This window comes from uncultured Winogradskyella sp. (genome assembly GCF_963975125.1).
Taxonomy (GTDB): domain Bacteria; phylum Bacteroidota; class Bacteroidia; order Flavobacteriales; family Flavobacteriaceae; genus Winogradskyella.
The window spans coordinates 1-19,043 of record NZ_CAXBGB010000061.1 but is presented as its reverse complement, the minus strand read 5'-3'; the positions used below and the strand labels follow the sequence as shown (position 1 = coordinate 19,043).

The following is a 19,043-nucleotide window of genomic DNA, read 5'->3' as shown; positions in this document are numbered from 1 at the left end:
TAGATAACCGTAAAGAATTTAAAGCCCATTTTACCCTGAAACGATAAATAATTATGAGATTAAAGAAGTATTGTTTAGTAACATTTATAGCTCTAGTAGCAAATTTTAGTTTTGCTCAAGAAGGTATTCCAATATATTCAGATTATTTAACCGATAATTATTATTTAATTCACCCTTCAATGGCTGGTGTTGCTAATTGTGCAAAGGTTAGGTTAACTGCTAGACAACAATGGTTTGGGGTCGATGATGCACCAAGTTTGCAAACCATAAGTATGAATAGTAAAATAGGTGATTCACCAGTTGGTGTTGGAGGTATTCTTTTTAATGATTCTAATGGTTACCACTCTACGGTTGGTGGCTATGCAACGTTTGCATATCATTTAATGTTTTCTAGAAATGAAATCGACTTAAATATGCTGTCGTTTGGACTGAGTGCGGGATTTTTACAATATAAACTTGATGAAACGAGTTGGTTGGCTCCAGGAGAGTTTGATCAAGCAGTTGCAGGTATTGAGCAAAGTGCAATTAATTTTAATATAGATTTTGGATTCTCCTATCAATTTTTAGACTTTTATGCGCATTTTACAGCAAAGAATATACTTGAGAATGAAGGAATAAATTTTAATAGACAAGGTTTTGAATTCAAAAACTTAAGAACGTACTTGTTTTCTACAGGTTATACATTTAATAAATTTGGTAGTGATTGGAGTTACGAACCATCTATTATGTATATGTACAGAGATGCAACAGAAGAATCTTCAATAGACATTAATGGCAAAGTTTATAAAGAAATGGATTTCGGAAAAGTATGGGGAGGTTTATCTTATAGGCGAAGTTTAGATGGCGCGGAATTTGTTGACGGCTCTGGTGTTAGTAGCCAGAAATTGCAATATATAACCCCTTTTATAGGCGTTGATTATGATGAATTTGTATTTGCTTATACGTACTCATATCAAGCCAATACAATTAACTTTAATACAGGCGGTTTTCATCAAATAACTCTGGGTTACAACTTTAATTGTAAACGAAAGAAGTATGAGTGCAATTGTCCTGCAATAAACTAAATAAAAAGGCTCAATATATATTGAGCCTTTTTATTTGTTAGGATTATTCCCATTTATAATTTTTCTTTTGAGCTTGTGTTTTTAAAGCTTTAATCATTGCGTTTTCAAGGCTATTCTGTACACCTTTATTTTGTTTTGCAACATAGTCACGACGTTTTAAGTTTAAAGCTGAGATTTCATTTTGAAGTTTTTCACGTGTAATACGTTTCTTTTCAACATAAGTTTTAATTTCGACTTTAGACTTTCCTTTTAATTCTTCCGGTAGTTGTTCTGATTTTAAATCATCATAAGAAAAGCTTTCTTCTTTTTCAGCATCTACTAAATCCCAAGAACTATTTTTATACAAACGCGAACTCTTACTTACAGTTCGGCTTACTGCATTTGCCTTATTATAACTCATAGCATTTGTATCTTGATCTGCCTGCATTTCCATTTTAGCTTTACCGTTTTTTCCATAGGCAACATAAGTTCTATTTAATTTTTGATTAAGCTCTAAAATTTTGTCATCATAAGGAGATGCAATATGTACAGTAGCTTGATTATGATTAATAGCCATATAATTACCATGTGTTAAATCTGCACCATCTTTCCAGTTGCTCGAGATTCCTTGATTATAATCCCCACAAAAAATAGTGTTTACGGTTACATCATTTTGATGGGCTAATTTCGAAGCCTTTTTATAACTTACAGTTCCTTGAGTGTAAGGTTCATTTCCTGCAATGAAAATAAGTTTTAAATCGCTTTTATCTTTTCCCCAATCTAATTGGTTTAAAGCTGTTGTAATTACTTTTCCGCAGTATTCTTCTCCGCCATTTGTAGTTAGTGAGAACAGAGATTTTGAAATTTCATCTAAATCGTCACTAAAAGCAATTACTTGTCTTAAGTAGCCTTCGTCAGCATTAAGGTTGTCATTGCCATATTCATAAATAGCAATTTTTAGATTAGGACTTTTTTCTTCACACTTTGCATAAGATAATTCATTCACAACCTGCCAAAGTTGTGCTTTAGCTTGGTCTATTAAGCCATCCATACTGTTGCTAGTGTCTAATAATAATGCCACTTTGATTTCTGGTTTTTCAGATTTTGATTTTGTTTCAATAATAGTCTCTGAGATTACTAAATCTCGTGTGCTGTTTTTTGAATTTGCATTACATGCAGTAAATGAACCAAGGCATAATGCAAGGACTAAAGGTTTGAATAATGTTCTCATAGTTTCTAATTTTTAGTATTTAATTCTTTAACATCTATGGTGCCATTTGGCGATATCACATAGTATTTATGATCTATTTCTGTTTTTGTAATAGGTTTTTCCTTTTCCTCTTTTGTCTTTGGAGTAAAGACCAGTTTTATATTCATTCCTATTTGAACAACTGGTTCTAAGATGGAAGGATTTATTACCACATCGTAGCTTTCGTAAGTTAATGGTTGATAATAATATGAGGTTTGTTTTTTAGCAGTCGTAACGCCTTTATCTTTATTTAAAGCCTCAAAAGAAACACTGTTAAAAGCTTGATAGCTTTGGTAAAAATCTTTTGGGAAATAACAATATTTGTCATCTGCAATAGCTATGTTATACTGGGTTAAATCAAAACCTAAAACTTCATAGTACCCTTTTTTGTTTTCAATAAGTTTCAGTAATTGGTCTTGTAGGTTTTTGTAAACGGCTTGGATGTTTTCAATAAAATAATCAACCTTAACAAGATTATAGACTTCACTTTTGGCACAAGCCTCTAAAATGAATTCGAACTGATTGGTCTTGCTAAATTGAATATAGATATTTTGTTGTAATTCAAAACCTTTTGGTACCTCAGTATAGGTTTTGCTAAATAGTTTTTTAATGACTTCGATTTCATAAACAGGTACAAAAGAAATTACATCAATGGCTATGTCTTTTTGAGTAATACCTTTAGCGTTTAACCTCATTTTAATACTATCTATACGTTTTTTCATTATAGAGTTAGTTGCTTCTGCTGTAGGACCAATTTGAGATAAATTAAATACAGCTGTATAAGTCGTGGCACTGACATTTTGAAGTGCTTTTACATCGATAGTTAATATATTACTAGCCTGTAATACTTTATAAATTTGTTGCTGTGCAACTGGGTTATAGATATGAGCATTACCAGAAGTTAAAATGTTTTGCCGCGAAATATCTCGTGTAATTTGATTGTAATTTCCTTTATGTTGAGCCGAAAGGAAGTAACAGCTAAATAGTAATAGCAGAAGTGCTAAATTGCTTTTTTTCATTTTGATTTATGTTTTTTGATTAATGCTGTAAAGCTCTGTGGAATAAACAGTAATAAAAAATCAGAATGAGTAAGGTGTCTGTTTCAATGAGTGAAGTGGAAGACTATTTTAGTGATAGAGACTTTTTTTATAATAAAATGACTATAATTCTCTAATGCCGATTTTAGCAAACCAAATAAAGTATGTAAGTTTAGTCCAATTATTTTATTTGTGTAAGTGAAAACAGTTAGAACATATATTATAGGTTTACTTTTTTGTTTAGTTGGATTTTTGTCTTACGGACAAGATAACGTTGTAAATAATTCTAAAAGGAAAACTCTATTTAACATAAGAGGTTCGGTCTATGAGAAAGAGTCATATAATCCTTATAGAAACGTTGAAATATTTGTTAATGGTGGTAAGTACACAACAACCAATTTCGATGGCAAATTTACAATAAAGGCAAAAATTGGTGATGAACTTATTATCAGTCACAAAGATTTCGAAACCATATATTATACCATACAAACCAACGAACGTATTACAATAGAAGTTATAGATGACGATAAGAATAGCAGAGTCTCTAAGACAAAAAGTGATTTAAAACGTTTTAATGAAATGATAGATTCTGCAGATGTTTATCTCAAAACGGACGCAGGAAAAAGTATAAAGTTTATTGGTGATGCCCTTAATGTTGATGTAACTATTGACCAAAGTGCCGAAGCACATGAGTTGTTGGGTGATATTTATATGTTTTGGAAACAATATGATTTGGCTATTTCGTCTTTTACTATAAGTATTCAAAATGCAGAAACATCATCTGCTAAACTCAAATTAGCAAAGGCTTACCAAAGTAATGGAGAATTTCTAAAAAGTATTTCTACCTATAATAACCTTAATGAAAAGGATTTGTCAAATTATGAAAAAGCAACATTGTATGAAGGTATTGGAGATGCCAACTTAGGGATTAAAAATATCCCAAGAGCTATAACATCTTATGAAGAAGGATTAAAAGTTGCAAAAAAATATTTTATATCACCTAAGGTTACTAATTTAAATTCAAAAATTGCAGAAGCTTATAACGAAAAAGGAGAAAAAAGCAAAGCCAAGGATTATTATGGCAATTCTTTAGACTTAGCAAAAAAAGAAAATAAAAAACGAGCGGTTGAAGAGCAAATAAAGGTAGCCGAATTTAATAGTGATAATGAAGATTATGAAAGTGAGATTGTATTACGTAAAGAGGCTATAAAAGGCATTAAGGAAATGGAGAAAGACTCTGTAATTCCTAATGAGAGTTCAATAACCTCACAAAAGCAGTACTATAAAATAGGTACAGCCTATTATCTAAATAATGATTTAGTTAATGCGATTCCAAATTTAGAAAAGAGTATTGAAGAAGCAAATGAAAAAGAAGACTTGGATGTAAAAAAGGATGCTACGCGTAAGCTTTCAGAAGTCCTTAAGGATGCAGGGTACACTGAAAAGAGTTACGAAGTATTGGCAGACCACATAAATGTTGTTGACGAGTTATATGCTAAAAAAGTGCAAGAGATATCTCAAGTAGCTCGTTTTAGTAGAAACATAGCAGAGCAACAAAATAGGATTACCTCTTTAGAAAGTGATAGAGCTTTGTCTCAAAGCAAGTACGAGTTAACGCAAGAGCGAAACAAGAGTCAACAGCTCATTATCTATTCGTTAATTGGCGGATTGCTACTATTGTTAATAACAGGCTATTTTATGTTTAAATACATAAAGCAACAAAAATTAGCAAACAATTTATTGGCTTTAAAATCTTTAAGAAGTCAAATGAATCCACACTTTATTTTTAATGCTCTTAACTCTGTAAATAGTTTTATAGCAACTAACGACGAGCGTACAGCAAATAAATATCTGTCGGATTTCTCACAATTAATGCGTTCTGTTTTAGAAAATAGTGAAGAAGATTTTATTCCGTTGAAAAATGAAATTGAATTATTAGATTTATATACTAAGCTCGAGCATTTTAGGTTTCAGGATAAATTCGACTATTCTATAGATGTAGATGATTCTATTGATGTTGAAGAATTTCAGATTCCACCAATGTTATTACAACCTTATATAGAAAATGCGGTTTGGCATGGATTACGATATAAAGCAGACAAAGGACATTTAAACATTGTAATACAACCAAAATCTAAAGATGAATTGACGATTACTATTTCAGATAACGGTATAGGTAGAGAACGCTCTAAAGCCTTAAAGACAGATCATCAAAAAAAGCAGAATTCTAAAGGCATGAACAACATTAAAAAACGCGTCGCCATTTTAAATGAAATGTATAAAGATAAAGTGGATGTTATGATTGAGGATTTTCAAGATTTAGAAGATACAGGAACAAAAGTGATAGTGACATTAAAAAAAGACTAAGAATGAAACTAAACGCCATATTAGTAGAAGACGAGGAAAAAAGTAGAGAAATTTTAAGAAATTATCTAATTAAGTATTGCCCAAATATTTCAATTTTAGGCGAAGCTGCTAATGTTGAAGATGCTTTGGTCTTAATTAGAAATAATAATTTGGACGTGGTGTTTTTAGACGTAGAAATGCCTTATGGCAATGCCTTTGATTTATTAGATAAAGTAGGCGATATTAATTTTGAAACCATATTTGTAACCGCTTATAATCATTATGCCATTGATGCATTAAATGCACATGCTTCTTATTATTTAATGAAGCCTATTTCCATTGATGAATTAATTAAAGCCGTGGATTATGTCGCTGAAATTAGAACTAAAGAAGATGCACTAAAAGACCAAATCTTAGTACCAAAAACAAATGCTGTCAATGGTAAAATTACAATACCACAGCAAAATGGTTTTGAGGTTATAGAGACAGCAAACATCATGTATTGCAAGGCAGATGACAATTACACGGAAATTCACTTAAACAACAATAAGAAAAAGCTCGTTAGTAAAACATTAAAGTATATTGAAGAAAGCTTGAAAGAGGCTAATTTTGCAAGAGTACATAAAAGCTACTTAGTTAATGTAAATGAAATTGTAAAGTATGTAAAAGGTAAAGGGGGAAGCGTTGTGTTAAGTAACGGAAAAGAGATTATGGTCTCTGCTTCAAAAAAATCTGATTTATTATCTTATTTTAAGTAAAAATTTTTGCGTTAAACAGAAATTTGATACATAATCATTAAGAATTTTATTTTTTTACTCTAAGCTTAAGTAATCGAGAAGAACGAGAAATAAATAGTAACAATACAAAGGGCTCTCAACTAAACATTACTGAGATTCTTTTTTTTCATAAGAATTTATATGCCAATAATAAAACCAGTAAACGGAAAACACCCACAAATACCCAAAGATTGCTACGTGGCAGAAAATGCAACAATAGTAGGCGAGGTGACTATGGGGAATCAATGTAGCATTTGGTTTAATACCGTTATTAGAGGTGATGTCCATTTTATAAAAATGGGAGATAAGGTAAATGTGCAAGATGGTGCTATTATCCATGCGACCTATCAAAAATCACCAACTATAATTGGCAATAATGTGTCTATTGGTCATAATGCCATTGTGCATGGATGTACCATTAAAGACAATGTACTTATAGGTATGGGAAGTATCGTTATGGACGATTGTGTTGTTGAGAGCAATAGTATCGTTGCTGCAAGAGCTGTTGTTACGCAAAATACTATTGTAGAATCTGGAAGTATTTACGCAGGCGTACCAGCAAAGAAAGTTAAAGATATTAGCTCAGCATTAATTTCTGGTGAGATAGATCGTATTGCTAATAACTATGTAAAATATTCAGGTTGGTTTAAGGAGTAATTATGAGATTCTGCAACTAGTTAAGGAAGATAATTTATATAGCTAGGTCATTTATTTTAGAGAAACCACAATCTTTGAAATAATGAATTTATTTCAGTATCTAAATTTCAAATTAACATAAACACTTAAAGTTGAAGTTTCAAAAGTTTTATCATGGCTTCAACACCCGAAATTTCATTTAAAATTTCATCGTTTATGATAGTTGTGATCTGATTTTTTTCAAGTTTTAAAATTGAAGGGTATCTGATTTTTACATTAGAAAATTTTGTTTCAAATTCATCTTTATGATAAAATTCCATATCTAAATCAGCATCTTCCCTAAAGGCTTTCCACACTTCTTTTTCCGTAAAAGTATCATAAGTTAGAGTGCATAAACTACATTGATATTTACTAAATCTGAACAATTTATTGCCAGTATTAAATAATGCGTTTAGTTTTCCTGAATTAGCGTTATATACATATAATAACTTCATCTTGGTTTAGTTCTCATTTGGATTAAAAACTTACAAAAGGATATAAAGAAATACATTACTTATAATAAGAGATTTCTGCCTTTGCAGTAACTATGGCTAAAAATCTAAATAAGAAACATCGAACTGTAAATTTAGAATAGAGTTCAAAATGTTAATATCTCCATTCGAAAACAAGTTAATAGTGGGTTTGTCCGTAGAAGTATTGAGCATATTCTGTGCCGATAAAATGGCTTGTGTTTGTTTGGCAACCGCTAAGCCAGAGTCAATAATCTTAACATGTTCTGGAAGCATTTTGGTTAGTATTGGAATAAGATACGGGTAGTGTGAGCAACCTAGAACAAGGAAATCGATGTTTTGCTCTAGCATGGGCTGTAAATAGATTTCTAAAAGAGCCCTCATGTCTTTAGAATCTAATTTTCCGCTTTCAATAAGTGGCACAATGCCTTCACCGACTTGCTCTATTACTTTAATGCCGCTAGTATATAAATCAGTCGTTTTATGAAATAGTTGACTACTCAAGGTTCCTTTAGTCGCTAATATGCCTATGGCTTTAGTTTGTGTATTTAAGGCTGCTGGTTTAATTGCTGGTTCAATTCCAATGAAGGGAATATTATATTGAGATCTTAAGTGAGATATAGCATTTGTGGTTGCCGTATTACAAGCTATAACTATGAGTTTACAACCTTTACTAATAAGCAGTTTAGTGTTTTTAATACTTAGTTGAAGAATATCTTGTTCAGATTTATTACCATAAGGGGCATTCTTACTATCTGCTAAATAAATGCAGTTTTCATTTGGTAAAAGCGTATGGATTTCCTTAAAGATAGACGTACCTCCAACACCAGAATCGAATATGCCAATAGATTGATTACTCATTATTACAAAAGTAAAAAGTCGCTTATCACTAAGCGACTTTTTTGAAAATATATTTTAATAAAATCTAAATCTTTAATTCTGCTTTTACATCAGCTAGAAGATCTTTTCCTTTTTTTACGATTAAACCACCAGCTTCAAATACGTATTCTATGCCTTGTGCTGCAGCTACTTTCTCGATTGCAGTTTTTGCTTTTTCAGTAATAGGTTTTAATAAGTTAAATTCTTTTTCTTGTAAATCCTTTTGTGCTTGTTGTTGGTATTGACTTAAACTCTGTTTCATACCTTCAACTTCTTGCATGCGTTTCTGGTTTTCTTCTTGAGTTTGCGCTTCTGCTTCTGCATTATATTGCTTAAGCTTCGTGTCTAGCTCTTTAAGAGATCCTTGAATTGTCGCTTGATAAGTCTCACCAAGCTTTTCAATCTCTCCTTGTGCTACCTTATATTCTGGCATGGCCTTAATTAGGTCTTGTGTATTAATATGTGCAAGTTTACTTTGTGCAGCTGTAAAACTTGTAGCTCCAATAAAAAGTGCGGTTGCGAATAGTAAAGTTTTTAAATGTTTCATTTGTTTTAAATTGTATTACGTGTTATAAATTATTAATTGTTTTCTCCTTCTTTCTTAGCTTTCGCTATAGAATCGTTCTTTTTTAGTTGTTTTTCTCTCTCTTCACGAGCTTTTTTTCTTTGATCTACGATTTTTTGTTTTCTGGCATCTAAAGCTTTTTTACGAGCTTCTCTATCTTTTAATTTTTTCAGACGTTGCTCTTCTAAAATTTGAGCTGCAGTTTTAGGCTTTTTTGCGCTTGTAGAATCTTTCTTAACAGTATTCTTAGCTTTTGTACTATCTGTTTTCACAGTAGTTTTTGCTTTTGCTACAGTATCCGTAGAGACGGTTTTTACATCATCTTTCGTTTTAGAATTCATCTTCTTTCTTGCATCAATGGCTTTTTGGCGACGTTCATCAGATTCACGCTTCTTAGCTTCTCTTAATTCTTGTTGTTGCTTTCTTCTATCTTCTGCTGCCTTTTCGCGTTCTGCACGTTTTGCAGCTAAATCTGCTTCTCTTGTTGCTTTTCTATCTTCTAATGCTTGTTGACGTGCATCTTTTTCTTCGCTTACCACTGGGACAACAGCCTCGTCTTCTAATTCTTTACGCTCTTTTTTGTTTTTTGCTTGTGTTCGTCTAGACGTTCTGGTTATAGTTCGCAAAACTTGCTCACTAATATCATAACGCTCAGCAGAATATAACATCACCACATCTGCGGATTTATCGAATACGAAATCATATTTTTTAGTTGAAGCGATCTCTTGTACTGCTGCAAAAATTTGATCTTGTATAGGTTCTATCAACTGACGTTTCTGAATCATTAAATCTCCGTTCGGTCCAAAACGCTTTTGTTGATAGTCTAAAACTTCAGATTCCTCAAAAGAGATGTCTTCAAAACGTTCGTCATATAACTCTCTAGTTAAAAGAACACTTTCATTATCGAGTTCCTTTTTCTTTTGCCCAATTGAGTTTAAACGTTTTTCGATTTCTGTCTTCCACTTTAACACTTTTTTATCGAGTTGAGTAGAAGCTTCTTGGTATTCTGGTACATTTTGCAAAATGTATTCTGTATCAATATAACCTATTCTAACACCACGTTGTGCATGTGTATTAAAGCTCATTAGACTTATTATTGCCAATAAAAAAAGAACTTTATATTTCATCATCTTATGTTTTTGTTTTGAGAGATACCTTGGTAAAACCAAATATTTCTTTGTTTTCAGTGTTACTTTACTTCAAATAAACGAAATATATTTCTAAAAATTTTAACAACATGATGAAATCCTTACTTAGCAATTAGAAAATATCATGCCAAACTTAAAATTGTTGTCCAATTATAAAATGAGTTTCCCATTTTTTAGGTGATGATCCGTCGGGTAAGTTATCGAAGGCATGACCAAAATCAATCCCTAATAAACCAAATGCTGGCATAAAGATTCTTATCCCAAATCCTGCAGACCTCTGAAGGTCAAATGGATTAAAATCTTTAAAATCATTTATAGATTGTCCAGCTTCTAAAAATGATAAAGCATATATTTTTGCGGCAGCGCCTAAGGTAATAGGATAACGTAACTCTAGAGAAAACTTGTTGTAAATTGATCCACCATCTTGAGATGATAGGGATTGATTTGGGTAACCACGTAACTGAACAATTTCCCTTCCGTCTAACGAATAGTTTCCTAGACCATCACCTCCAACAAAGAAACGTTCAAATGGAATTACACCTCTATTATTGTCATAAGCTCCTAAGAAACCAAATTCCATACTAGGTCTTAAAACTAAATTTTTAGATAATTCGGTGTACCAATCAACTTTGAATTTTATTTTATAGAACTCTAACCATTTAAAACGTTCTTGGTCAATTTCCCCAATACGTACTCTATCATCTGTGTCATTTAGGTCTAGTTGGTCACGTTCTTCTTTTAAAGCTTTATAATCTACACCATTTATAAGTGAGTATGGAAATGAAAATTTAGCTGAAGCTGAAAAATTAGAACCTCCTGTTGGGTAAATAGGATCATTGTATAAATTATTTCTGCTTAACCCAATAGTATAGGATAAGTTATTTGATGTTCCATCACCAAAGGTGAATAAACCAGTATTATAATTTTGTAAAGCGTAATGTTGGTAACTGATAGCTTGTGATAACAAGAAATAATCATCTGGTTCTGTTAATCTTGTTGAAAGACCAACTGTTAAACCAGTAATATTAAAACGTCTAGTTTTATCTGCTCTACGTGTTTGAGGATTAAACAAAAATTGTCTCGAATGCGATAGAGAGGTTGATAATTGATATGGTTTTTTTCCACCTAACCATGGTTCGCTAAATGAGAAACTATAGGTTTGAAAGAACTGACTTGCTTGTAGTCTTAATGCTAAACTCTGGCCATCTCCTCTAGGTACAGGTTTGTATGCATCTTTCTTAAAAATATCCTTGATTGCGAAGTTGTTAAAAGACAGCCCTAAAGTACCTATAAAGCCTCCACCTCCGTAACCACCTTGAAGTTGTATTTGACTAGACCCTTGTTCTACAACAGAGTACTCAACATCTAATGTACCATCTACAGGATTTGGGTTTTTTATGTTTGGTGCTATTTGCTGAGCGTCAAAAAATCCTAATTGGCCAAGTTCTCTAATGGTTCTAATAATTTTTGCTTTGCTATATAACTCACCAGGACGCGTTCTAATTTCTCTATAGATAACATGGTCATTGGTAACATCATTGCCAACTATTGTTACATTATTGAAATAAGCAGGCTTTCCTTCTGATATGCGTATTTCCATATCAATAACATTACCTTCTGCACTAACTTCTACAGGGTTTATTGTAGAGAACATATAACCAAAGTTTTGGTATAAGTTGGTTAAATCGTTAGCATCTGGATTGGTTTCGTCTGCAATCCGTTCTCTTAGCTCTACTCCATTATATGTATCACCTTCTTTTATCTTTAGAACACTAGATAATTGCCTGTCAGTATATATGGTATTACCAACAAACGTGATTTTACCAAAACTGTATTTTTCTCCTTCTTCAACTTTTATATTTAGGCTAATGGTTTTTTCATTGTTATATATAATGGAGTCTGAAATGATTCTGGCATCTCTGTAACCTTTCTCTTTATAATAATCTATAACACTAACTAAATCCGTTTTGTAGTCTTCTTCAATATATTTAGATCGCTTTAGAAGACGAATAGGGTTCTTTTTCTTCGTATTTTTCATTGCTTTACGAAGCTTTTTACCCTTTATTTTTTCATTACCTTCAAAATTAATGGCTTTTATTTTAACCTTTTGACCTTTATCAATTTCAATTTTCATATCGACCCGCTCTTTTTCAACAGAGTCAATGACTTGGGCAGTGCTAATATTTACTTTAGTATTTAAAAATCCTTTCTTTTTGTATTTATTAGTTAGGTAGTTTTTTGTAGTAGATATGAGGTTCTCAGTAACCTTTTGACCATTCTTAAGATTATTCTCATTAATAATTTCTTCTTTTTTACCTTTTTTCACACCTTCAATGCTTAAACTTTTAAGCTCTGGTAAATCGATAAGATTGATTTCTAAATTGGCAGTTTTACCCTCTATGTTGGTAACGTATATATCTATACTACTAAATAAATTAGATTTCCATAATGTTTTTACAGCATTTGCAATTTTTTCACCACCTACTTGAATTTCTTCATTCTTTCTAAGTTTAGAATAGGCAATAATAGTTTGTGCACTAAAATTAGTGTTTCCTGTAACGGTGATTTCTTTAATTAAATATGTTTCTCCGCCTTCAACCTGGGCATTACCGGAAAGTGAAATTGTAAAAAGTAATACAGTAAAAATAAGTGTGATAATTGATTTCAATACTGTTTTATTAGGTAAGTTGTTCGCTTGTTTTTCCAAATCTTCGTTCTCTGTTTTGATAATTTATAAGCGCTTCATATAGATCTTCTTTTTTGAAATCTGGCCATAAAATATCTGTAAAATATAATTCTGCGTAAGCTATTTGCCAAAGCAAAAAGTTACTAATGCGTTGTTCACCACTTGTGCGAATAAGTAAGTCAACATCTGGTAAATTTTGCGTGTAAAGATGCTTATTTATAATGGATTCATCAATACTTTCAGCAGAAATTATATTATTTTTAACTTTAAGTGACAATTCTTTAATAACATTAACAATTTCTTCACGAGAACCATAGCTTAATGCTAAAGTTAATGTCATATTCGTATTGTTTTTTGTCTTTTCTATAACATCTAAAAGCTCTTGATGTGCCTTTTTTGGTAAGTCATTTAGGCATCCAATAGCCGACAACTTTATATTATTATCCTGTAAAGTCTTTATTTCATTTTTTAGTGATTTTACTAAAAGCCTCATTAAGGTTTGCACTTCTAGTTTTGGTCTGTTCCAGTTTTCGGTAGAAAATGCGTATAACGTCAAATTCTTAATACCTAATTTGGCACTGGTTTCAACAGTTTCTCTAACAGATTTTGTGCCGTTTTCGTGACCAATAACACGCATAAAACCTTGTTGTTTTGCCCAACGACCGTTACCATCCATAATAATTGCTATATGGTTGGGAAGCTTCTCTTTTTTTATTTGTTCTTTAAGGCTCATTTAAAAATTGCAATAGCAAGGTCTTCTACCAAAGGTGTAAGTTAATGTAATTCCTGAAAACACATACCAATCTGTGCTATTAGTATTTCCAAAACTAAATTGTTCTCTATATTCTGAATCTGGTGCGCTTCCATCTATCTCATCTGAAAAGGTATAGCGTGCACCTATTTCTGCAGCCAAAATCAAATGATTAGATATATTTGTTTTGTAGCCTAGTGCCATGGGAATACCATAAGCCCAGCTACTTGTGTCTTCTGAAATTATCTCACCAGCCTGATTAAAATAAAAATTATCGTGATTGGCAAGTGTAATTCCAGTATATAAATAAGGAGTACCTTTAATACCACTTGTGTGTAGATCGAAATCTAAAAATGTAAATTCCATACCTGCAGAAATTTCTAAAATACTCGTATTAAAACTGTAACCACGCTGCTTACGTCTTGGGTCATCCGATTTTCCGTCAATACCTTCTAAATTCGAAAAAATCACAGTCGCTCTAAAAGAGTGTCTTGGACTTCTATTCCATTTTACAATAGCACCAAATGCGCCTTGATTTGGTGAGATGTAGTCTGTTGCACCAACATCACCAATAAAATTACTTCCACCAACAAACACACCAACCTCATAGATTTGAGCATCAGCGTTTTTGACTGCAAAAAACGTTAATAAAATTAGAAAAAAATACCTCATAGATTTTTCAAAGTTTGCAAATATAACAATTATGATTTGTGTTGAATAATTTGACACAAATTGTCTTACAGATAAACAGATTTTGCTTGTGTTTATTGCCTAATTGCGACGATCTTCTCCCCAAAGTAGTTTTTTTCGAAGCGTATCTATAAAGGTTTCATCTAAGAGTTCTACCATTTTAATGACAAAACCGGCCTTTTGTACAGTTACAATACTTGTGTTTGGCAGTGTAACTATTCTTGAATCTAATGACATTAAAAATTGATCTTCTCTACCATTAACTTTGAAACTTACGGTTGTATTGTCTGGGATGATTAATGGACGAGCACTCAGGTTATGAGGTGCAATGGGAGTTAATGCGAAATTCTTAGCGTCTGGAGTAATCACAGGTCCACCACAACTTAATGAATACCCAGTTGAGCCTGTCGGTGTTGAAAGAATTAAACCATCTGCCCAATAGGATGTTAAATACTCATCGTTAAGATGTGTTTCAACTGTTATCATAGAGGTGGTGTTCTTTCTGCTTATGGCAATTTCGTTAAGGGCAAAGTGCGTTTCTTCAATATCAATATGCTTAGGAGATGTGCTTACACTTAGTAATGAGCGCTTAGAAATTTTATAGTCACCTTTAAATATTTCGGAAAGTGCAGATTCAATCTCATCAGTTTGAATGGTTGCCAAAAACCCTAATCGACCTGTGTTAATGCCTACAATTGGGATACCTAAATCTCTAACATATGTAATGGCTCTTAAAATAGTGCCATCACCACCTATACTAATAAGTAAGTCATAACTGTCATCTAATTCTGTATATGTTTTAATTGTAGAATTATTTTGAAGAGTTTCGTTTTGTTGGCTCAAAAAGTCTATTTCAATATAAACACCAACTTTATGTTCTAAAAGCACTTCTAAGAGAATTTTAAAGGCTTTTTTAGTCGCTTCCTTTGCATAATTCTGACCATATACTGCTACTTTCATTAATTACATGTTTAGGTATTTGTCTAAATACTGAGAGCGATCTTTTAGACTTTCGATATAAGAATCTTCTTGGTGACCAGAAATAATGTTATAACTATAACGTCTAAAGGTTTGAATGACCTCGTTAATGCTTGCGTTACCAACCTTTATAGTTATTCTTACCAGATCACTATCCATTTTAGAAATAAATGCACCTAATAATTTACCATCGTTAGATTCAACAATCTGACTAATTTCACTAAACGAATAATCATGAATTCCTTTTTCAACAATCAAAATTCCTCCAGGTTCAGAAAAGAAAGGTGTTTCATTAAATAAGTGGATAATGTCGTTAAGCTCGTAATAGCCTAGGTATTTGTTGTTCTGATCTAGTATAGGCATAATGTTAGAATCATTTTGCGCAAAAGCCTCAAGAACATCTAGCCAGTTCGTAGTTTGTCTTACAAAAAAACCTTCTATAGTATAATTACATTCTATTATTGATTTTGCACTCTCAAAACAATGTGCATCAGTTTCAGAAATACAGCCTAAATAGACTCCATCCTTTTGAATAGGAATATGAGAATAGGTGAGCTGATTAAATAGTAATTGTAAATCACTTATTTTATCAGTAATACTGAGAGGCTTTATGTCATTTATCACAAAATCTTGTAGCTGCATATTGGGTTTTAAATATCTTGCAAATTAATCAAAAATTACCATAAAATGCATGTTCTACTTCGTATTTTTGTAACTCAAAACTCATTAAAATGACTAAATTAAGTGTTAATATAAATAAGATTGCAACGCTAAGAAACAGTAGAGGAGGCGATGTGCCCAACGTGGTACAATTTGCCAAAGATGTGCAGGGTTTTGGTGCGGAAGGAGTTACTATTCATCCAAGACCAGATGAGCGTCATATACGTTATAAAGATGCATATGATTTAAAACCAGAAGTTTATACTGAATATAATATCGAAGGGAATCCAATTCCAAAGTTTATAGATATGGTTATAGACATTAAACCAACACAAGTAACTTTGGTGCCAGATTCAGTTGATGCTATTACCTCAAATGCTGGTTGGGATACGATTAAGCATAAAGATTTTTTGGTAGAAGTAATTAAGGAGTTTAAAAATAATGGCATAAGAACATCCATATTTGTGGATCCAGATTTACACCAAATTGAGGGTGCGAAAGAAACAGGTACTGACAGAATAGAACTCTATACCGAAGCTTTTGCACATCAATATAGTATAGGGAATAAAGAGGCTATAAGGCCTTATATGGAGTGTGCCGGATTGGCGAACACCTTTCAATTAGGCATTAATGCTGGTCATGATTTATCGTTAGATAATATAAAATTCTTTAAAGAAAACATCACAGGTTTATTAGAAGTTTCAATAGGACACGCGTTGATTGCCGAAAGTTTGTATTTGGGTGTAGAGAATGTTATTGAAATGTATTTAGATAAATTGAAATGATTTTACACTCTAATACTTTCGGTAAAGGAAAACCCTTCATAATCCTTCATGGTTTTTTAGGAATGGGAGACAATTGGAAAACTCTAGCCAAAAAATTTTCTGAATCTAATTTTGAAATACACCTAGTAGATCAACGTAATCATGGTCGTAGTTTTCATTCTGAAGATTTTGATTACGAGCTGATGACTGAAGATTTAAAACACTATTGCGAAACCAATGACTTAAGAGATATTATTCTTTTGGGCCATTCCATGGGAGGGAAAACAGCAATGCTTTTTGCTACAAAATATCCAGAGTTAGTTAGTAAGCTTTTAGTTGCAGATATTTCTCCACGTTATTATCCAATACATCACGATGCTATTTTAGAAGGTTTAAGTAGTTTAGATTTTTCAGAAATTGGAAGCAGAAGTGAGGCTGATGATATTTTAAGTCATTATGTGCAAGAAGCAGGAATACGCATGTTTTTGCTTAAAAATTTGTTTTGGGTAGAAAAAGGGCAATTAGGTTTACGAATTAATTTAGAAGTTCTTAAAGAAAATGTTTCAGAAGTAGGAGAAGCTTTGCCAATACATGCGATATTTAAAAAAGAGACTTTGTTTTTACGTGGAGATCGTTCAGAATATATTGGTGAAACAGACGAAGCGATAATTCATAGACATTTCCCGAATTCTGAAATTGTGACTATTTTAAATTCGGGTCATTGGTTACATGCAGAAAATCCAAAGGAGTTTTATGATGCTGTTATAAATTTCATTTAAATTTAAAGCATAAATTCTTTTAGATTAATACCATTTTCAATATGAAACCATTTTTTATAGTCTTATTATTTTTATTTAGTATTCAACTTTCATTAGGTCAAGATCAACCAGATGGTCCATATATAGACTATTATGATTCGGGAGAATTAAAGGTAGAAGGTCAGTATAAAAACAAAAAACGTGTTGGTGATTGGAAAAGCTATCACAAAAATGGTCAGGTTTCTAGTTTATATAGTTACAAAAAAGGTAAGCGAAGTAAAATTTTTACTTCTTATTACAAAGATGGTACTCAAAAGAACAAAACAGAGAAAATTGATGATGAATATATTAGTACTGGTTATTACGAGAATGGGAAATTGAAATACAAAAGGCAAGTAGAAACGGGTTATTATATAGGTTATTTTCAAAGTGGTGCTTTAAAATTAGAAGCGAATTATTTTGAATGGGAACTTATTAGTGAGTGGAAGCGCTATTACGAAAATGGTCAATTAGAATGGTTAGTAACCTATAAAGATGGTTATAGAGATGGCTTATATAAACATTATTATAAGAATGGTGACCTTAAAATAGAGGGTAGTAACTCCAGAGATAGACTAGATGGCGAAGAAAAAAGATACTTATTGGGTAACATATTAGAATGGAAAGGTAATTATGCTAAAGGTGTTTTAAGTAAAACTTGGACTAAGTATAATACTAATGGGAAAAAGATAGCAAAGGTGAAATTTAAAGAGGGAGTTGCTTCAAAACCTGAGTTTTCTGACACATTAATGCCAACAAAAGTTGCAGAAGGAGTATTTGAGCGTATGCCAGTTTTTCCAGGTTGTGAAGATGTTTTAGGGAATAGGGCACAAAAGAAGTGTGCAAATCGAATAGTAGCTGAGCTAATTGTATCAAACTTTGATAAAGACATGATAGCTAACTTAGGGTTGTCTCCTGGTAGAAAACGTATTTTTGTTATATTCAAAATTGATAAAACAGGACATGTAAAAGATGTCAAAGCCAGAGGGCCTCACTCAAAACTTGAAGCTGAAGCTCGAAGAATTATAAAGATGTTGCCTGTTGTAAAACCAGGAACGCAAAGAGGAAAACCAGTTACTATGCCTTATTCTATTCCCATAGTTTTTCAATTGAAATAAATAAATAAAAAATAATATTATGAATATTCTATTAAAACTTTTACTAAACGCTATCGCAGTTTTTGTGCTAGCAAAAATCTTAAATGGAGTCTATGTAGATAATTACATAACGGCACTAATTGTTGCAGTGGTGTTATCAGTCCTTAACGTTTTAGTAAAGCCAATTTTAATCATTTTAACATTGCCTGTAACTATAGTAACATTAGGATTATTTCTCTTTGTGGTTAATGCGCTTATTATCTTATTAGCTGATAAACTTATTTATGGGTTTAATGTAGATGGAATATGGATTGCTATACTTTTTAGTATCCTCTTGTCTATCTTACAATCCTTGTTGCATTCGTTCCTAAAAAAAGATAAAAAATAGCAATACCATTTACACTTTAAACCAACTGTAAAATAAATGATGAT

General features: G+C 32.0%; 19 protein-coding genes. 8 read left to right on the top strand and 11 right to left on the bottom strand.

What is annotated here, in order from left to right; all coding sequences use genetic code 11:
• The first annotated feature begins 53 nt into the window (after positions 1–53).
• Entirely contained in the window at positions 54–1,064 is a 1,011-nt protein-coding gene (locus AAC053_RS09890) for a type IX secretion system membrane protein PorP/SprF (protein WP_339755812.1), read from the top strand.
• Positions 1,065–1,107: 43 nt separating this feature from the next.
• Here AAC053_RS09890 and AAC053_RS09885 read toward each other — a convergent pair whose 3' ends face one another.
• On the bottom strand, positions 1,108–2,274 hold the full coding sequence (locus AAC053_RS09885; protein ID WP_339755811.1) for a vWA domain-containing protein: 1,167 nt from the start codon (positions 2,272–2,274) through the stop codon (positions 1,108–1,110).
• Positions 2,275–2,279: 5 nt separating this feature from the next.
• Positions 2,280–3,311: an SIMPL domain-containing protein gene (locus tag AAC053_RS09880; protein WP_339755809.1), complete on the bottom strand. Its 1,032-nt coding sequence runs from the start codon at positions 3,309–3,311 to the stop codon at positions 2,280–2,282.
• Between the two features lie 216 nt (positions 3,312–3,527).
• Between AAC053_RS09880 and AAC053_RS09875 the strand changes: the two genes are divergently transcribed.
• The 3 genes from AAC053_RS09875 (at position 3,528) to AAC053_RS09865 (ending at position 7,108) form a co-directional block, all read left to right on the top strand.
• Entirely contained in the window at positions 3,528–5,696 is a 2,169-nt protein-coding gene (locus AAC053_RS09875) for a histidine kinase (RefSeq protein ID WP_339755807.1), read from the top strand.
• Between the two features lie 2 nt (positions 5,697–5,698).
• Entirely contained in the window at positions 5,699–6,433 is a 735-nt protein-coding gene (locus AAC053_RS09870) for a LytTR family DNA-binding domain-containing protein (protein ID WP_339755805.1), read from the top strand.
• Positions 6,434–6,592: 159 nt separating this feature from the next.
• Positions 6,593–7,108, top strand: a complete 516-nt coding sequence (locus tag AAC053_RS09865) for a gamma carbonic anhydrase family protein (RefSeq protein ID WP_339755803.1) — start codon at positions 6,593–6,595, stop codon at positions 7,106–7,108.
• A 125-nt stretch (positions 7,109–7,233) separates the two neighbouring features.
• On the opposite strand, the gene AAC053_RS09860 is transcribed toward AAC053_RS09865, so the two are convergent.
• The 9 genes from AAC053_RS09860 to AAC053_RS09820 all read right to left on the bottom strand — a co-directional run bounded on the left by AAC053_RS09860 (position 7,234) and on the right by AAC053_RS09820 (position 15,935).
• On the bottom strand, positions 7,234–7,581 hold the full coding sequence (locus AAC053_RS09860; RefSeq protein ID WP_339755801.1) for a GTPase: 348 nt from the start codon (positions 7,579–7,581) through the stop codon (positions 7,234–7,236).
• A gap of 96 nt (positions 7,582–7,677) precedes the next feature.
• Positions 7,678–8,457: a glutamate racemase gene (murI, locus tag AAC053_RS09855; RefSeq protein WP_339755799.1), complete on the bottom strand. Its 780-nt coding sequence runs from the start codon at positions 8,455–8,457 to the stop codon at positions 7,678–7,680.
• A 64-nt stretch (positions 8,458–8,521) separates the two neighbouring features.
• Entirely contained in the window at positions 8,522–9,022 is a 501-nt protein-coding gene (locus AAC053_RS09850) for an OmpH family outer membrane protein (RefSeq protein ID WP_339755797.1), read from the bottom strand.
• 32 nt (positions 9,023–9,054) lie between these two features.
• Positions 9,055–10,167: an OmpH family outer membrane protein gene (locus AAC053_RS09845; RefSeq protein WP_339755796.1), complete on the bottom strand. Its 1,113-nt coding sequence runs from the start codon at positions 10,165–10,167 to the stop codon at positions 9,055–9,057.
• Between the two features lie 154 nt (positions 10,168–10,321).
• Positions 10,322–12,856 carry an outer membrane protein assembly factor BamA gene (gene bamA, locus AAC053_RS09840; RefSeq protein WP_339755794.1) on the bottom strand — a complete coding sequence of 845 codons (2,535 nt, stop codon included), beginning with the start codon at positions 12,854–12,856 and terminating at the stop codon, positions 10,322–10,324.
• Positions 12,857–12,866: 10 nt separating this feature from the next.
• Positions 12,867–13,607, bottom strand: a complete 741-nt coding sequence (locus AAC053_RS09835) for an isoprenyl transferase (protein ID WP_339755792.1) — start codon at positions 13,605–13,607, stop codon at positions 12,867–12,869.
• Complete coding sequence (locus tag AAC053_RS09830) at positions 13,608–14,297, bottom strand: DUF6089 family protein (RefSeq protein WP_339755790.1); 690 nt, start codon at positions 14,295–14,297, stop codon at positions 13,608–13,610.
• A gap of 99 nt (positions 14,298–14,396) precedes the next feature.
• A complete protein-coding gene (locus tag AAC053_RS09825; RefSeq protein WP_339755789.1) occupies positions 14,397–15,275 on the bottom strand; it encodes an NAD kinase in 879 nt (292 codons plus the stop codon).
• Between the two features lie 3 nt (positions 15,276–15,278).
• On the bottom strand, positions 15,279–15,935 hold the full coding sequence (locus AAC053_RS09820; protein WP_339755787.1) for a CBS domain-containing protein: 657 nt from the start codon (positions 15,933–15,935) through the stop codon (positions 15,279–15,281).
• 89 nt (positions 15,936–16,024) lie between these two features.
• On the opposite strand from AAC053_RS09820, the gene AAC053_RS09815 reads away from it, so the two are divergent.
• Genes AAC053_RS09815 through AAC053_RS09800 form a run of 4 tightly spaced genes read left to right on the top strand, consistent with a single transcriptional unit; the run spans position 16,025 to position 18,999 of the window.
• A complete protein-coding gene (locus AAC053_RS09815) occupies positions 16,025–16,738 on the top strand; it encodes a pyridoxine 5'-phosphate synthase (RefSeq protein ID WP_339755785.1) in 714 nt (237 codons plus the stop codon).
• Positions 16,735–17,496 carry an alpha/beta fold hydrolase gene (locus tag AAC053_RS09810; protein ID WP_339755783.1) on the top strand — a complete coding sequence of 254 codons (762 nt, stop codon included), beginning with the start codon at positions 16,735–16,737 and terminating at the stop codon, positions 17,494–17,496. The genes AAC053_RS09815 and AAC053_RS09810 overlap by 4 nt, the downstream gene beginning before the upstream one ends.
• A gap of 41 nt (positions 17,497–17,537) precedes the next feature.
• Positions 17,538–18,632, top strand: coding sequence for an energy transducer TonB (locus AAC053_RS09805; RefSeq protein WP_339755781.1), 1,095 nt, complete (start codon positions 17,538–17,540; stop codon positions 18,630–18,632).
• A 19-nt stretch (positions 18,633–18,651) separates the two neighbouring features.
• Positions 18,652–18,999 carry a phage holin family protein gene (locus AAC053_RS09800; RefSeq protein WP_339755779.1) on the top strand — a complete coding sequence of 116 codons (348 nt, stop codon included), beginning with the start codon at positions 18,652–18,654 and terminating at the stop codon, positions 18,997–18,999.
• Positions 19,000–19,043: the final 44 nt, after the last annotated feature.

Excerpts from the sequence above, each read along its gene's own strand:
- AAC053_RS09805 (WP_339755781.1), top strand. The coding sequence starts at position 17,538 with ATGAAACCATTTTTTATAGTCTTATTATTTTTATTTAGTATTCAACTT.
- AAC053_RS09825 (WP_339755789.1), bottom strand. The coding sequence starts at position 15,275 with ATGAAAGTAGCAGTATATGGTCAGAATTATGCAAAGGAAGCGACTAAA.
- AAC053_RS09845 (WP_339755796.1), bottom strand. The coding sequence starts at position 10,167 with ATGAAATATAAAGTTCTTTTTTTATTGGCAATAATAAGTCTAATGAGC.
- AAC053_RS09810 (WP_339755783.1), top strand. The coding sequence starts at position 16,735 with ATGATTTTACACTCTAATACTTTCGGTAAAGGAAAACCCTTCATAATC.
- AAC053_RS09890 (WP_339755812.1), top strand. The coding sequence starts at position 54 with ATGAGATTAAAGAAGTATTGTTTAGTAACATTTATAGCTCTAGTAGCA.
- AAC053_RS09815 (WP_339755785.1), top strand. The coding sequence starts at position 16,025 with ATGACTAAATTAAGTGTTAATATAAATAAGATTGCAACGCTAAGAAAC.
- AAC053_RS09860 (WP_339755801.1), bottom strand. The coding sequence starts at position 7,581 with ATGAAGTTATTATATGTATATAACGCTAATTCAGGAAAACTAAACGCA.
- AAC053_RS09820 (WP_339755787.1), bottom strand. The coding sequence starts at position 15,935 with ATGCAGCTACAAGATTTTGTGATAAATGACATAAAGCCTCTCAGTATT.
- AAC053_RS09850 (WP_339755797.1), bottom strand. The coding sequence starts at position 9,022 with ATGAAACATTTAAAAACTTTACTATTCGCAACCGCACTTTTTATTGGA.
- AAC053_RS09880 (WP_339755809.1), bottom strand. The coding sequence starts at position 3,311 with ATGAAAAAAAGCAATTTAGCACTTCTGCTATTACTATTTAGCTGTTAC.
- AAC053_RS09830 (WP_339755790.1), bottom strand. The coding sequence starts at position 14,297 with ATGAGGTATTTTTTTCTAATTTTATTAACGTTTTTTGCAGTCAAAAAC.
- AAC053_RS09835 (WP_339755792.1), bottom strand. The coding sequence starts at position 13,607 with ATGAGCCTTAAAGAACAAATAAAAAAAGAGAAGCTTCCCAACCATATA.
- murI (WP_339755799.1), bottom strand. The coding sequence starts at position 8,457 with ATGAGTAATCAATCTATTGGCATATTCGATTCTGGTGTTGGAGGTACG.
- AAC053_RS09885 (WP_339755811.1), bottom strand. The coding sequence starts at position 2,274 with ATGAGAACATTATTCAAACCTTTAGTCCTTGCATTATGCCTTGGTTCA.
- AAC053_RS09865 (WP_339755803.1), top strand. The coding sequence starts at position 6,593 with ATGCCAATAATAAAACCAGTAAACGGAAAACACCCACAAATACCCAAA.
- AAC053_RS09870 (WP_339755805.1), top strand. The coding sequence starts at position 5,699 with ATGAAACTAAACGCCATATTAGTAGAAGACGAGGAAAAAAGTAGAGAA.
- AAC053_RS09800 (WP_339755779.1), top strand. The coding sequence starts at position 18,652 with ATGAATATTCTATTAAAACTTTTACTAAACGCTATCGCAGTTTTTGTG.